Below are 15,135 nucleotides of genomic sequence, written 5' to 3' on the forward strand. Positions count from 1 at the left end.
GCTTGGTCGAGGAAGAGAGAGCCGCTATGTCCCAGTCGCCGTCCCTGAGCCAACTGCAAGACCGCAATTCTTTCCTGCGTCGCCACCTGGGGCCCGATGCCTCGGAGCAGCAGGCCATGCTCGCCACCCTCGGCGTTGGCAGCCGGCGCGAGCTGATCGAGCAGACCGTGCCGCCGGGCATTCGCCTGATCCGGCCGCTGGACCTGCCTGACGCCCTCGATGAACAGGCCGCCCTGGCCAAGCTCAAGGGCTACGCCGAGCAGAACCAGGTGTGGACCAGCCTGATCGGCATGGGTTATCACGGCACCGTCACCCCCACCGTCATTTTGCGTAACGTCCTGGAAAACCCGGGCTGGTACACCGCCTATACCCCGTATCAACCGGAAATCGCCCAGGGCCGCCTGGAAGCCTTGCTCAATTTCCAGCAGATGATCATCGACCTCACCGGCCTGGACCTGGCCAACGCCTCGTTACTCGACGAAGCCACCGCCGCGGCGGAAGCCATGGCCCTGGCCAAGCGCGTGGCCAAGTCGAAAAGCAATGCCTTCTTCGCCGATGAACACTGCCATCCGCAAACCCTCTCGGTGCTGCAGACCCGTGCCGAAGGCTTCGGCTTCGAACTGATCGTCGACGCTGTGGATAACCTCGCCAAGTACCAGGTATTCGGGGCTTTGCTGCAATACCCCGATACCCATGGCGAAGTGCGCGACCTGCGCCCGCTGGTTACCCAGTTGCATGCCCAGCAGGCATTGGCCTGTGTAGCTGCCGACCTGCTCAGCCTGGTGATGCTGATGCCGCCCGGCGAGCAGGGCGCCGATGTGGTGCTGGGCTCGTCCCAGCGCTTTGGCGTGCCCATGGGCTTTGGTGGCCCGCATGCGGCGTATTTTGCCTGTCGTGACGAGTTCAAACGGGCCATGCCCGGGCGCATCATTGGCGTGTCCAAGGATGCCCGGGGCAACACTGCGTTGCGCATGGCCCTGCAGACCCGCGAGCAGCATATCCGCCGCGAGAAGGCCAACTCCAACATCTGCACTGCCCAGGTACTGCTGGCCAACATCGCCGCGTTCTATGCGGTGTACCACGGCCCGGAAGGCTTGCAGCGCATCGCCCAACGCGTGCATGCGCTGACCTTCGTGCTTGCTGCGGGCCTGGAGAGCAAGGGCATCAAGCGCCTCAATGAACACTTCTTCGACACCCTGACCCTGGAGGTCGGTGGCAGCCAGACGGCAATCATCGAAAGCGCCGAGGCCGTGCAGGTCAACTTGCGGATTCTTGGCCGCGGGCAACTGGGCGTGAGCCTCGACGAGACCTGTGACGAAAGCACGGTCATGCGCCTGTTCGATATCTTCCTCGGCGCCGACCACGGGCTGGATATCGCCGCGCTGGATGCTCTGGCGCAGCCCGAAGGCATTCCGCCAGCACTGGTGCGGCGCTCGGACTTTCTCCGTCACCCGGTGTTCAACCTGCACCACAGCGAAACCGAGATGCTGCGCTACCTCAAGCAGCTGGAGAACAAGGACCTGGCACTGAACCAGTCGATGATCCCGCTGGGCTCGTGCACCATGAAACTCAACGCCAGCAGCGAGATGATCCCGATCACCTGGCCCGGCTTTGCCCTGCTGCACCCCTTTGCGCCGGCGGCACAGGTGCAGGGTTACAAGGCGATGATCGACGAGCTGGAAAGCTGGTTGTGTGCGATCACCGGCTTCGATGCCATCTGCATGCAGCCCAACTCTGGCGCCCAGGGCGAGTACGCCGGGCTGATGGCAATCGCCAAGTATCACCGCAGCCGTCACCAGCCCCAGCGCGATATCTGCCTGATCCCGGCCTCGGCCCACGGCACCAACCCGGCCTCTGCGCAGATGGCCGGCATGCAGGTGGTGATCGTCGAGTGCGACCAGGCCGGCAACGTCGACCTGGCCGACCTCAAGGCCAAGGCGCAGGCGGCCGGCGAGAAGCTGTCATGCCTGATGGCCACCTATCCATCGACCCACGGCGTCTACGAGGAGGGCATCAGCGAGATCTGCGAGGTTATCCACAAGCACGGCGGCCAGGTGTACATGGACGGCGCCAACCTCAATGCCCAGGTCGGCCTGGCGCGACCGGCGGATATCGGTGCCGATGTCTCGCACATGAACCTGCACAAGACCTTTTGCATCCCCCACGGCGGTGGCGGCCCGGGCATGGGCCCGATCGGCGTGCGGGCGCATCTGGCGCCCTTTGTCGCCAGCCACCCGGTAATCCCGCTACCCGGCCCCGACCCGCAGAACACAGCGGTCAGCGCCGCGCCCTGGGGCAGCGCCAGCATCTTGCCGATCAGCTGGATGTACATTGCCATGATGGGCCCGCAGCTGGCCGATGCCAGCGAGGTGGCGATCCTCTCGGCCAACTACCTGGCCGAGCAGTTGGGCGGCGCCTTCCCGGTGCTTTATCGCGGACGCAACGAACGGGTGGCGCATGAGTGCATTCTCGACCTGCGGCCGCTGAAAGCCCTGACCGGGATCACCGAGGAGGATGTGGCCAAGCGTCTGATGGATTACGGCTTCCACGCACCGACCATGTCATTCCCGGTGCCGGGGACCTTGATGGTCGAGCCGACCGAGAGCGAGTCCAAGGCCGAGCTGGACCGCTTTGTCGAGGCGATGTTGAGCATTCGTGCCGAGATCCGCGAAGTGCAGGAGGGTAACTGGCCGGCAGAAGATAATCCGCTCAAGCATGCGCCGCATACGCTTGAGGATGTGCTGGGCGTATGGGAGCGGCCCTACAGCATTGCCCAGGGCGTGGCGCCCAGTGCCCATGCGCGGATGCACAAGTACTGGCCGGCGGTGAACCGGGTCGACAACGTGTATGGCGACCGGAATCTGTTCTGTGCCTGTGTGCCGGTGGAAGATTACCGCTGAGGCAATTGTTTCGGGTAGGAGCGGGCTTGCCCCGCGATGAGGCCGGTGCAGACTGGCTTTTTCGCATTCGCGGGGCAAGTCGAGGCGTCGCACCGCCGCTCCCACAAGGGTTGCCGCTTACTCGCTGGCTACCGCGTTCTTGGCCAGGATCGCATTGGCCAGTTCCATGTCACTGACTTTCAGGCCCGGGTTGTCGGCGCGGACTTTCTGCATCGCCGCTTCCAGGTATGGGCCGCGAATCGCACCTTCGCTGGCGACAAAGCTGCCGGCATCATCCTGGGCAGCCACGACCAGCTTGTGGTCTTTGGAGGTCAGGTAAGAGGACGCGGTGGTGGCGCCAGAAGAGATGACGTTGCGCCAGAAGGTATCAGCCATGGCAGATCCAACCGGCAGGGAGAGCAGGGCAAGGGTTGCGACTGCAAACTTGAAACGCATTAAGGTGACTCCAACTGAGGTGAACTGGGGCCTTTGATTGGGTTTATGTGGATCTAGTTCCCTGGCCAGATAAAAGGTTTGGCGCCTGCTTCAGGCGATGACGCGAAGCACTTCGGCCTCGGTTGTCTGCCCTGCGGCAACCTTCTCGGCGCCACTGTGCTTGAGGCTGAGCATGCCGTCATCAAGCGCCAGTCGGCGCAAGGCGAGCAGATCGAGGTCGGGCTCGATTCGGGCTTTGAGTGCATCACTGATGCCCAGCAGTTCGTAGATCGCGCTACGTCCGTGATAGCCGGTCTGCCGGCATTCACTACAGCCCACCGCTTGATGGCTCTGCCCCGGCGACGCTGGCGCGGCCTTGCAGTGCTTGCACAGGGTGCGCACCAGGCGCTGGGCCATGACCCCGATCAGGCTGGCCTTGAGCAGGTAAGGCGCGATACCCAGCTCCAGCAAGCGGGTGATGGCGCTGCAGGCGTCGTTGGTGTGCAGGGTCGAGAGCACCAGGTGCCCGGTGAGGGCGGCCTGGATCGCCACCTGGGCAGTTTCCAGGTCTCGTATCTCGCCGATCATGATGACATCCGGGTCCTGGCGCAGCAGGGCGCGGGTCCCGGTGGCAAAATCCAGGTCGATGCTTGGTTGCACCTGCAACTGGTTGAAGGCCGGCTCGACCATCTCGATCGGGTCTTCGACGGTGCACAGGTTGATCTGCGGGGTGGCCAGGTGCTTGAGGCTGGCGTAAAGGGTGCTGGTCTTGCCCGAGCCGGTGGGCCCGGTGACCAGGATGATGCCATGGCGATGGTCAAGCATCGACAGCCAGCGCCTGAGGTCGGCTCCGCCGAGGCCCAGTTGCGCAAAGTCCTGTTGCAGCAGTTGCGGGTCGAAGACTCTCAGTACCAACTTTTCGCCGAAGGTAGTGGGCAGGGTCGACAACCGCAGCTCGACCTCTTCGCCGCCAGGCAGGCGGGTCTTGATCCGGCCATCCTGGGGGCGGCGCTTTTCTGCGACATTCATGCGCCCCAGGCTTTTCAGGCGGCTGACCACAGCCAGGGTGACCGGCCCCGGGAACTGGTAGACCGGATGCAGCACGCCGTCGATACGAAAGCGCAGCTGACCCTGGTCGCGCCGGGGTTCGAGGTGAATATCGCTGGCGCGCTGTTCGAAGGCGTACTGCAATAGCCAGTCGACGATGCTGACGATATGCGCATCGTTGGCTTGCGCCTCGCGGCCCCGGTTGCCCAGTTCGAGCAACTGCTCAAGATTGCCCGCGGCCGTCGGCATTGACTGTTGCTGGCTGGCGCCACTGACCGATTGCGCGACCTGGAAAAACGTCTGGCTGAGCTGGCGGATCTGCACCGGGCTTGCCAGCACGCGCTTGATCGGCCGTTGCAGCACCTGGGCCAGGTCCGCTTCCCAGGCGCGTACATAAGGTTGTGCGCTGGCCACGGTGACGCCGCTGGCATCGGCGGCCAGCGCGAGGATGCCATGGCGCCGGGCGAACCCTGCGGACATCAGGCCGGTGAGCCGGGCAAGGTCGATCTTCAGGGGATCGATATGCAGGTAAGGCTGGCCAGCCTGCCTGGCCAGCCATTGGCACAGGGTACCCAGGTCCAGGCGTTGGCCGGGATTGCCCAGGTCGGCAAACTGTTGGCTGGCGATCCATTCGAGTGGGTGCTGCTCGTGCTGCACGGGAGGGCAGATGTTGCGATCATCCAGGCTGATGCGTTGATCGGCCACCAGCTCGTCAAGCAAGGTGCCGAGGTCAAGCCAGCGATCTTCGCTGAGGTTGTGCATGCGTGCGGGCTTCCTTGCCGCGCCACCGACAGTGGTGGCCTGAGCAAGGTTAGCCGCTGAGGCGGGCTTTCCACGGGTACAAGGGTTACCAGGCTTTTCGGGTCTCGTTCAATTGCACCTCGGTCACGCAGATCAGGTTGCGCATTTTTTGTGCAATCAGTTCGGCGCGGTGCCAGCTCAGGCCGCTGATGCCGATCTCGACGTTGAGCAGATCATCCTCTTGCTCAACCTTCAGCCGATGCGGCACCAGAAATTGCAGGGCAAACAGGTTGAGCAGCCGGCACAGGCTGTCGGGCTCGGCTTCTACCTGCAGTTGGTAGCAGACATCGCTGTGCACGTTGCTGGCGGCCCAGACATCGTTGCGCAAGGGCGTAAGGGGGCTGTCCAGCCGTTCGAGAGCGCTCATGGGATTCTCCGCAGAAAGTGGAGAAATTTTTACATGCAGGTCGGGGTATTTCTTCTCTATGATCGTGCGATATCGCCAGCTATTGAATAGCTCAATTCGTCACTATCCGTTTTTGAGGAATAATCATGCACAGCGAGTTGGACGTCTATGACCGGCGCATCCTGGCCTTGCTGCAGGAAGATGCCTCGCTCTCCAGCGCGCAGATCGCCGAGCGCGTGGGCTTGTCGCAATCGCCATGCTGGCGGCGCATACAACGCCTGAAAGAGGAGGGGGTGATTCGCGCCCAGGTAACCCTGCTCGACCGCAAGAAGATCGGCCTGAACACGCAGATTTTCGCCGAGGTCAAACTCAACGCCCACGGGCGCTCCAACTTTACCGAGTTCACCGAGGCGATCCGCGGCTTTCCGGAAGTGCTGGAGTGTTATGTCTTGATGGGCGCAGTGGATTTTCTGCTGCGCATTGTCACCCCGGACATCGAAGCCTACGAACGGTTCTTCTTCGAAAAGCTGTCGATGGTGCCGGGGATCCAGGAGGTCAACTCGACCGTGGCCTTGTCCGAAATCAAGTCCACGACGAGTCTGCCGGTATTGCCTTGAGCCTTACTTGCGCAGCAGATGCTTCCAGCCGCGACTCTGGAACACCGCCATGGCCTGGTGGACGCGGGCTTCGAGCACTTCGTCGCTGATCGGCAGGTTGGCCAGCTCGTGCAGCTTGTTCAGTTCACCGAACAGGCGGTCCAGGTCCGGGCTCTCCAGCACCTGACGGGCGTGGTGCAGCCAGGCCAGCAGGCGTTCGATCCGCGGCAACTGCTCGGCCAGGTCTTCCGGCTGGCGATGGTACAGCGGCAGGTTGAGGGCCTTGGCTTCTTCGGCCAGCAGCACGTTCAGCCAGTTGGCCAACTGTGCGGCGCCCTGGCGGTCGCCGCGCTTGTTGCGCTCGACGGTCCAGCCACGGGCCAGCAGCCAGCGCGAGGTTTCCAGGGAGAACTGGCCCCAGCGGGTTTCCAGCAGCTCTTCAGCGAACTGCTCGGGCGCAGCGCGACGCACGTCTTCATCGTCGGCACCGGCCAGCACCAGCGGGCGCCAGTCTTCGAGCAGGGCGTCAAGGCTGTTGCGCAGCTCGCGGGTGCTGGCGCGTGGGCCGGCCTGACCGAGGCTGCTGGCCAGGGCGCGCAGCTCCCAGAGGCTTTCGACCCAGTCCTGCAGCAGGCGCCAGTGGCCATTGAAACGGTACTGTTCGGCCAGGCGCTGGCTGCTGCCGAGCAACTGCCAGGCCAGCGCAGCGAAGGCGTCGTCGAGGGGCATCTCGGCGTTCAGTTCGGCGCCAGGCAAGCTCAGGGCGTAGCTGCCGGCGTCGAGCAGGCGGTAGCCGCGCTCGGCCTTGCTGATGTCGCAGGGCATCAGCGGCAGTTTTGCCGACAGCTCGGCGGCCAGTTCCAGCAGGGCTTCGGGGGCGCCTTCGCGCAGCTCCAGCTCCAGCTCGCAGATTTCTTCCTTCTGCTTGCCGGCGACCACGGTGCCGAGGTCCAGTGCGGCTTCGATCACCACCTTGGCCTTGCCGCGGCCCCAGGCGATTTCGGCGTATTCACGAGTGAAATCGGTGGTGAACAGCGGCTTGATGGTCTTTTTGTCGACATCAGCCAGTTGCTCTGGCCAGCACTCGGCGTCGAGTTTTTTCAGGTCGAGCTTGGCCTTGGGCAACTCCCACTCGAACTCGTTGCGCTGGGACAGGCCGGCGACGCTCTGGCCACGGGTCTTGAGGGTCTGGATCACCACATCGCCGTCGCGGCGCAGGCGCAGGGCGACCTTGGCGGCGGCCAGGTCGCGCTCCGGGGTGTCGAAGTACTGGTTGAGCAGTTCGCGGCTTTGCCACCCGGACTTGTTGCGCTTGTTCAGCAATGGGTGTTCACGCAGGGCGGCGAGGGTCTCGCGGCTGACCCGCAGTTTGATTTCGGTTTCTTTATGCATTGCTGGGTAATCCAGGCTCGAATGACAGGGAGCGTCTTGGGGGTGCAGTGTACAGGAGTCGGCTCGCGGCGGTTTATTCCCGGTGCCGGATGGCCCTATGATGGGCTTCGCCCAAGGAGAAAGCGCATGCCGTTGCCATCGCTCAAAGAGCAGTTCGCCGCCCTGATCGCCGCGCCATCGGTCAGTTGCACCCAGCCGTCACTGGATCAGTCCAACCGTGCGGTGATCGACCTGCTGGCCGGCTGGCTGGGGGACCTGGGTTTTGCCTGCGATATCCAGCAGGTCAGCCCGGGCAAGTTCAACCTGCTGGCAAGCTACGGCAGCGGCCCGGGCGGGCTGGTGCTGGCCGGGCACAGCGACACCGTGCCCTACGACCCCGAGCTTTGGCAGACCGATCCGCTCAAGCTGACCGAGGTCGACGGGCGCTGGGTGGGCCTGGGCAGTTGCGACATGAAGGGCTTTTTCGCCCTGATCATCGAAGCCGTGCAGCCCTTGCTGGCTCATGACTTCAAGCAACCGCTGCTGATTCTCGCCACTTGTGACGAAGAAAGCTCGATGGCCGGCGCCCGCGCCCTGGCCGAGGCCGGGCGGCCCTTGGGCCGTGCGGCGGTGATCGGCGAGCCGACCGGGCTCAAGCCGGTCCGCCTGCACAAGGGGGTGATGATGGAGCGCATCGACATCCTTGGGCGCAGCGGCCACTCGTCCGATCCGAGCCTGGGCCATAGCGCCCTGGAGGCCATGCACCAGGTGATGGGCGAACTGATGAACCTGCGCCGGCAATGGCAGAAGGAATTCAGCAACGCGCAGTTCAGCGTGCCGCAGCCGACAATGAACTTCGGCTGTATCCATGGTGGCGACAATCCCAACCGCATCTGCGGCCAGTGTGCCCTGGAATTCGACCTGCGCCCGCTGCCGGGCATGGACCCTGAAGTGCTGCGTGCCGCCATTCGCCACAAACTGGCGCCGCTGGCCGAACAGCATCAGGTGCGCATCGACTATGCACCGCTGTTCCCCGAGGTGCCGCCGTTCGAGCAGGCCGCCGATGCGGAACTGGTGCGGGTAGCCGAACGTCTTACCGGTCATCGCGCCGAAGCGGTAGCCTTTGGCACCGAAGCGCCTTATCTTCAGCGCCTGGGCTGCGAGACCCTGGTACTCGGCCCTGGCGACATCGCCTGCGCCCACCAGCCGGGTGAATACCTGGAAATGTCACGCTTGCAGCCTACTGTGCGTCTATTGCGTGAGTTGATCGAACATTATTGCCTCAGCCCGGTAATTGCCCGCTGAGCTGAACCGTTTTGCAGAGGAGATTGCGCGTGACGCCAAGCCTGTTCCGACGATAACCCTTCGAGCGCTGTGTGCTTTCCCGTTCTTGTCCCTATTTTCTACAGGCTCTCCGGTTATGCCCGAATACGTCAATTGGCTGCGTCACGCTTCGCCTTACATCAACGCCCACCGCGACTGCACCTTCGTGGTCATGCTCCCCGGTGACGGGGTCGAGCACCCCAACTTCGGCAATATCGTCCACGACCTGGTGTTGCTGCACAGCCTTGGCGTGCGCCTGGTGCTGGTCCACGGTTCGCGCCCGCAGATTGAAAGCCGCCTGGCTGCCCGCGGCCTGGCCCCGCACTACCACCGCGGCATGCGGATCACCGATGCTGCCACCCTGGAATGCGTGATCGACGCCGTCGGCCACCTGCGCATCGCCATCGAAGCGCGCCTGTCGATGGACATGGCCGCCTCGCCGATGCAGGGCTCGCGTCTGCGCGTGGCCGCTGGCAACCTGGTTACCGCACGGCCGATCGGCGTGGTCGAAGGCGTCGATTACCACCACACCGGCGAAGTGCGCCGGGTCGACCGCAAGGGCATCAACCGCCTGCTCGACGAGCGCTCTATCGTCCTGCTTTCGCCTTTGGGCTACTCGCCCACCGGCGAGATCTTCAACCTGGCCTGTGAAGACGTCGCCACCCGCGCCGCTATCGAGCTGGGCGCCGACAAGCTGTTGCTGTTCGGCGCCGAGCGTGGCCTGCTCGACGAGCAGGGCCGGCTGGTACGCGAGTTGCGCCCACAGCAGGTGCCCGCGCACCTGCAGCGCCTGGGCAGCGATTACCAGGGCGAGCTGCTCGATGCTGCCGCCGAAGCCTGCCGTGGCGGCGTGGCGCGCAGCCATATCGTCAGCTATGCCGAAGACGGCGCCTTGCTCACCGAGCTGTTCACCCGCGACGGTGGCGGCACCCTGGTGGCCCAGGAGCAGTTCGAGAAGGTCCGTGAGGCGGCAATCGAGGATGTCGGTGGCTTGCTCGACCTGATCAGCCCGCTGGAGGAGCAGGGCATCCTCGTGCGTCGTTCGCGCGAGGTGCTGGAGCGCGAGATCGAGCAGTTCAGCGTGGTCGAGCGCGAAGGCATGATCATCGCCTGTGCGGCGTTGTACCCGATTGCCGATTCTGAAGCGGGCGAGCTGGCGTGCCTGGCGGTGAACCCGGAGTATCGCCATGGTGGCCGTGGTGACGAGCTGCTGGAGCGTATCGAGACGCGGGCGCGGGAGATGGGGCTCAACACGCTGTTTGTGCTAACGACGCGGACAGCGCACTGGTTCCGCGAACGCGGCTTCGTGCCGAGCGGCGTCGAGCGGCTGCCGGCGGCGCGGGCATCGCTGTACAACTATCAGCGTAATTCGAAGATCTTCGAAAAAGCGCTGTAGCCTTTGGGGCTGCCTTGCAGCCCATCGCTGGCAAGCCAGCTCCCAGAGGTCCGGTGTACACAGCACTTGTGGGAGCTGGCTTGCCAGCGATGAGGCCATAAAAAACGCCGTCGACTCAGGGGTCGACGGCGTTTTTCATTCCAGCATCCAACCGCTGTTACACGGTATGCAGATACCAGTTGTACTCAAGGTCGGAGATGGAGTGTTCGAACTCCTCCAGCTCGCTCTCTTTACAGGCCACGAAGATATCGATGTATTTCGGATCGATGTACTTGGCCAGGATCTCGCTGTCGTCCAGCTCGCGCAGGGCATCACGCAGGTTGTTCGGCAGGCTCTGCTCGTTCTGCTCGTAGGAATTGCCTTCAACCGGCTCGCCCGGGTCGACCTTGTTGGTCAGGCCATGGTGAACACCGGCCAGTACGGCGGCCATCAGCAGGTACGGGTTGGCGTCGGCACCGGCTACGCGGTGTTCGATGCGCACGGCATCCGGCGTGCCGGTGGGCACGCGCAGGGCCACGGTACGGTTGTCCAGGCCCCAGCTCGGCGAATTCGGCACGTAGAACTGGGCACCAAAACGGCGGTACGAGTTGACGTTCGGGCAGAGGAACGCCATCGACGCCGGTAGGGTCTCGAGCACACCGCCGATCGCGTGACGCAGTGCGGCGTTCTGCTCGGGATCCTCGCTGGTGAAGATGTTCTTGCCATCTTTGTCCAGCACCGAGATATGGACATGCAGACCATTACCCGCCTGGCCCGGATAGGGCTTGGCCATGAAGGTGGTATCCATCTCATGGTCGTAGGCGATGTTCTTGATCAGGCGCTTGAGCAGGACCGCGTAGTCGCAGGCCTTCATCGGGTCGGCAACGTGGTGCAGGTTCACTTCGAACTGGGCCGGGGCGCTTTCCTTGACGATGGCGTCGGCAGGAATGCCTTGTTCCTTGGCGCCTTCGAGGATGTCCTGCAGGCAGTCGACGTACTCGTCGAGGTCGTCGATCAGGTACACCTGGGTCGAGATCGGGCGTTTGCCGGAAATAGGCGAACGCGGCGGTTGCGGACGGCCATTCACGTTCTCCTGGTCGATCAGGTAGAACTCCAGCTCGAATGCGGCACAGATGGTCAGGCCGAGCTCGTCGAACTTGCTCACGACCTGACGCAGGACTTCGCGCGGGTCGGCGAAGAACGGCTCGCCTTCGAGCTCGTGCATGGTCATCAGCAGTTGTGCGGTGGGACGCTTCTGCCAAGGCTCGTTGGACAGGGTGTCAGGGATTGGATAGCAGATGCGGTCGGCATCGCCGATGTCCAGGCCAAGGCCGGTGCTTTCGACGGTCGAACCGTTGATATCCAGGGCGAAGAGGGAGGCCGGCAGGTTGATGCCTTTCTCGTAAACCTTGTGGAGGCTGGTGCGCTCGATGCGCTTGCCGCGCACCACACCATTCATATCTGCAATCAGAAGGTCAACGTAGAGAACCTCAGGATGTTCCTTAAGGAACGCGTTCGCTTCGTTAAGCTGAACGGCACGCGGGGGTACCGACATGATGCAACACCTTTGTTGTTAAAAATATCAATCAATGGGGGCTTGCAGGTTCAGTCAATCGGAAAGCCTTGCTGAAGTCAAGCCAGCCCCATGATGCCCTAAAATGGCCCTCAAGCGGCATTTTTGCTGCAATTGGGGGCGCCGACAAGGGCTGCTTTCGTACGGTAACGGCGATCTTGAGCGGGGCGTGTTCTATTTTTTACGGGGGTGTTGTGTAAAAAAATGAACAAGGCTAAGCTCGGTGGCAACCCATAACACCAATAATACCGGGGGTTACATGTCACGCCTGCCGACAACCGGCATCATCGCCCGCCGTTCACAGAACGGTTTGCACGCGTTCCTCGCGGGTGGCTTGCGCCATGCGCCAGCACGTTGCGCCCCGGCTGAAATAATTGACGGCCCGGGTGTCCTGCCTGCTGCCGACGCTGCTTCGAATTACCTCTGCCATCACTATAGCGGGCTCGTCAGCCTTGCGGGAACTGCCCGTTGCGGCCTCCCTGCGCCTGACTTTTGCTTTAGCCTCGTGGGGCATCCAGAATGTCTGGGACGGCCCACTCCGGGTGTCGTCCTGACGTCTGTCCAGACATTTACCTCCTGAGGTATTTATGAGTAGCAACCTCGACCAGCTCACCGATTGGTTGAAAGAACACAAGATCACCGAAGTCGAGTGTCTGATCAGCGACCTCACCGGTATCACCCGTGGCAAGATCTCGCCGACCAACAAGTTCATTGCCGAAAAAGGCATGCGCCTGCCCGAGAGCGTGCTGCTGCAGACCGTGACCGGCGACTATGTCGACGACGACATCTATTACGAGCTGCTCGACCCGGCCGACATCGACATGATCTGCCGCCCCGACGAGAACGCGGTGTTTCTCGTGCCTTGGGCCATCGAGCCGACCGCCCAGGTGATCCACGACACCTACGACAAGCAAGGCAACCCGGTTGAGCTGTCGCCGCGCAACGTGCTCAAGAAGGTCTTGAAACTCTATGCCGACAAGGGCTGGCAGCCGATCGTGGCGCCAGAAATGGAGTTCTACCTGACCAAGCGCTGCGAAGACCCGGACTTCCCGCTGCAGCCACCGATCGGCCGCTCCGGGCGCCCGGAAACCGGCCGTCAGTCGTTCTCGATCGAGGCGGCCAACGAATTCGACCCGCTGTTCGAGGACGTCTACGACTGGTGCGAGCTGCAGAACCTGGATCTCGACACGCTGATCCACGAAGACGGCACGGCGCAGATGGAGATCAACTTCCGTCACGGCAACGCCCTGTCGCTGGCCGACCAGATCCTGGTGTTCAAGCGCACCATGCGCGAGGCCGCGCTCAAGCACAACGTCGCCGCCACCTTCATGGCCAAGCCAATGACCGGCGAGCCGGGCAGCGCCATGCACCTGCACCAGAGCATCATTGACGTGCACACCGGCAAGAACATCTTCTCGGACGAAGACGGGCGCATGAGCGAGTTGTTCCTCAACCACGTCGGCGGCCTGCAGAAGTTCATCCCGGTGGTGTTGCCGCTGTTCGCGCCGAACGTCAACTCGTTCCGCCGCTTCCTGCCGGATACCTCGGCACCGGTAAACGTCGAGTGGGGCGAAGAGAACCGTACCGTTGGCCTGCGCGTACCGGATGCTGGCCCGCAGAACCGCCGGGTCGAGAACCGTCTGCCAGGCGCCGACGCCAACCCGTACCTGGCGATCGCCGCCAGCTTGCTGTGCGGCTTCATCGGCATGGTCGAAGGCATCAAGCCGAGTGCGCCGGTACAGGGGCGTGGTTACGAGCGCCGCAACCTGCGCCTGCCGCTGACCATCGAGGACGCCCTGGAGCGCATGGAAAACTGCAAAGCCCTGGAGCCATACCTGGGCAAGAAATTCATCGCCGGCTACGTCGCCACCAAACGCGCCGAGCATGAAAACTTCAAACGCGTAATCAGCTCCTGGGAACGTGAGTTCCTGCTGTTTGCGGTCTGATCAACCCGGAGCCGCAGGACCGCGGCCGTCAACAAACGGAGAAGCACATGAGCGTCAACAACCCGCAAACCCGTGAGTGGCAAACCCTTAGCAGTGAGCATCACCTGGCACCTTTCAGTGACTATAAACAGCTGAAGGAGAAGGGGCCGCGGATCATCACCAAGGCCGAGGGCGTGCACCTGTGGGACAGCGAGGGCAACAAGATCCTCGATGGCATGGCGGGCCTGTGGTGCGTGGCGGTCGGTTACGGCCGTGAAGAGCTGGTTGAAGTGGCCGCCAAACAGATGCGCGAGCTGCCGTATTACAACCTGTTCTTCCAGACTGCCCACCCACCGGCACTGGAGCTGGCCAAAGCGGTCTCCGCCGTGGCGCCGAAAGGCATGACCCATGTGTTCTTCACCGGTTCCGGTTCCGAAGGCAACGACACCAACTTGCGCATGGTCCGCCACTACTGGGCGCTCAAGGGCAAGCCGCAGAAGCAGGTGATCATCGGTCGTATCAACGGTTATCACGGTTCCACCGTGGCCGGTGCCGCCCTGGGTGGCATGAGCGGCATGCATGCACAGGGCGGGACGCTGCCGGGCATCGAGCATATCCCGCAGCCGTACTGGTTCGGCGAAGGTGGCGACATGACTCCGGACGCGTTCGGCGTGTGGGCAGCCGAGCAGCTGGAAAAGAAAATCCTCGAAGTCGGCGAAGACAACGTCGCCGCCTTTATCGCCGAGCCGATCCAGGGCGCGGGCGGGGTGATCATTCCGCCAGACACCTATTGGCCGAAGATCAAGGAAATCCTCGCCAAGTACGAGATCCTGTTCATTGCTGACGAAGTGATCTGTGGCTTCGGTCGCACCGGTGAGTGGTTCGGTTCCGATTACTACGACCTCAAGCCCGACCTGATGACCATCGCCAAGGGCCTTACCTCCGGTTACATCCCCATGGGCGGTGTGATCGTGCGTGACGAAGTGGCCAAGGTGCTCAGCGAAGGTGGCGACTTCAACCACGGCTTCACTTACTCCGGTCACCCGGTGGCGGCGGCGGTGGGCCTGGAAAACCTGCGGATCCTGCGCGACGAGAAGATCATCGAGCGTGTCCACGAAGAAACGGCACCGTATTTGCAGAAACGTCTGCGTGAGCTCAACGATCACCCATTGGTGGGCGAAGTGCGTGGCCTGGGCATGCTCGGTGCCATAGAACTGGTCAAGGACAAGGCTACCCGCGCCCGTTACGAAGGTCAGGGTGCAGGCATGATCTGCCGCCAGTTCTGCTTCGACAACGGCCTGATCATGCGCGCCGTGGGCGACACCATGATCATCGCCCCGCCGCTGGTGATCAGCCATGCAGAGATCGACGAGCTGGTGGAAAAGGCGCGCAAATGCCTGGACCTGACGCTCGAAGCGCTGAAGTAGCCAAGTGCTAGGCTAGCGTAATGGCATCAATGAGTTT

11 protein-coding genes are annotated in these 15,135 nt (G+C 62.9%); 6 read left to right on the forward strand and 5 right to left on the reverse strand.

All coding sequences use genetic code 11. From position 1 onward, the window contains the following. Positions 1-26: 26 nt before the first annotated feature. Entirely contained in the window at positions 27-2,900 is a 2,874-nt protein-coding gene (gcvP, locus tag CCOS864_RS01720) for an aminomethyl-transferring glycine dehydrogenase (protein WP_115084793.1), read from the forward strand. Positions 2,901-3,017: 117 nt separating this feature from the next. Here gcvP and CCOS864_RS01725 read toward each other — a convergent pair whose 3' ends face one another. The 3 genes from CCOS864_RS01725 to CCOS864_RS01735 all read right to left on the reverse strand — a co-directional run bounded on the left by CCOS864_RS01725 (position 3,018) and on the right by CCOS864_RS01735 (position 5,529). After that, a complete protein-coding gene (locus CCOS864_RS01725) occupies positions 3,018-3,335 on the reverse strand; it encodes a DUF2388 domain-containing protein (protein WP_036994901.1) in 318 nt (105 codons plus the stop codon). Positions 3,336-3,425: 90 nt separating this feature from the next. After that, complete coding sequence (locus tag CCOS864_RS01730; protein ID WP_115084794.1) at positions 3,426-5,123, reverse strand: GspE/PulE family protein; 1,698 nt, start codon at positions 5,121-5,123, stop codon at positions 3,426-3,428. 85 nt (positions 5,124-5,208) lie between these two features. Next, a complete protein-coding gene (locus CCOS864_RS01735; RefSeq protein ID WP_115084795.1) occupies positions 5,209-5,529 on the reverse strand; it encodes a hypothetical protein in 321 nt (106 codons plus the stop codon). 125 nt (positions 5,530-5,654) lie between these two features. On the opposite strand from CCOS864_RS01735, the gene CCOS864_RS01740 reads away from it, so the two are divergent. Next, positions 5,655-6,125, forward strand: coding sequence for an Lrp/AsnC family transcriptional regulator (locus CCOS864_RS01740; RefSeq protein ID WP_115084796.1), 471 nt, complete (start codon positions 5,655-5,657; stop codon positions 6,123-6,125). A gap of 3 nt (positions 6,126-6,128) precedes the next feature. Here CCOS864_RS01740 and CCOS864_RS01745 read toward each other — a convergent pair whose 3' ends face one another. Beyond that, the gene (locus CCOS864_RS01745) at positions 6,129-7,496 is read right to left on the reverse strand and encodes a CYTH domain-containing protein (RefSeq protein ID WP_115084797.1); all 1,368 of its coding nucleotides are present in this window, start codon (positions 7,494-7,496) and stop codon (positions 6,129-6,131) included. A gap of 126 nt (positions 7,497-7,622) precedes the next feature. On the opposite strand from CCOS864_RS01745, the gene argE reads away from it, so the two are divergent. Together argE and argA are read left to right on the forward strand one after the other, a co-directional pair. Continuing rightward, on the forward strand, positions 7,623-8,780 hold the full coding sequence (gene argE / locus CCOS864_RS01750; RefSeq protein WP_115084798.1) for an acetylornithine deacetylase: 1,158 nt from the start codon (positions 7,623-7,625) through the stop codon (positions 8,778-8,780). 115 nt (positions 8,781-8,895) lie between these two features. Next, positions 8,896-10,194: an amino-acid N-acetyltransferase gene (argA, locus tag CCOS864_RS01755; RefSeq protein WP_115084799.1), complete on the forward strand. Its 1,299-nt coding sequence runs from the start codon at positions 8,896-8,898 to the stop codon at positions 10,192-10,194. 157 nt (positions 10,195-10,351) lie between these two features. Here the strand turns inward: argA and CCOS864_RS01760 are convergent, their stop codons facing one another. Further along, the gene (locus CCOS864_RS01760) at positions 10,352-11,728 is read right to left on the reverse strand and encodes a glutamine synthetase family protein (RefSeq protein WP_115084800.1); all 1,377 of its coding nucleotides are present in this window, start codon (positions 11,726-11,728) and stop codon (positions 10,352-10,354) included. A 605-nt stretch (positions 11,729-12,333) separates the two neighbouring features. Between CCOS864_RS01760 and CCOS864_RS01770 the strand changes: the two genes are divergently transcribed. Both CCOS864_RS01770 and CCOS864_RS01775 read left to right on the forward strand, forming a co-directional pair. Then, positions 12,334-13,692, forward strand: coding sequence for a glutamine synthetase family protein (locus CCOS864_RS01770; RefSeq protein WP_115084802.1), 1,359 nt, complete (start codon positions 12,334-12,336; stop codon positions 13,690-13,692). A gap of 47 nt (positions 13,693-13,739) precedes the next feature. Further along, on the forward strand, positions 13,740-15,098 hold the full coding sequence (locus tag CCOS864_RS01775) for an aspartate aminotransferase family protein (protein ID WP_115084803.1): 1,359 nt from the start codon (positions 13,740-13,742) through the stop codon (positions 15,096-15,098). Positions 15,099-15,135 lie beyond the last annotated feature (37 nt).

Source organism: Pseudomonas wadenswilerensis, from assembly GCF_900497695.1.
GTDB lineage: Bacteria > Pseudomonadota > Gammaproteobacteria > Pseudomonadales > Pseudomonadaceae > Aquipseudomonas > Aquipseudomonas wadenswilerensis.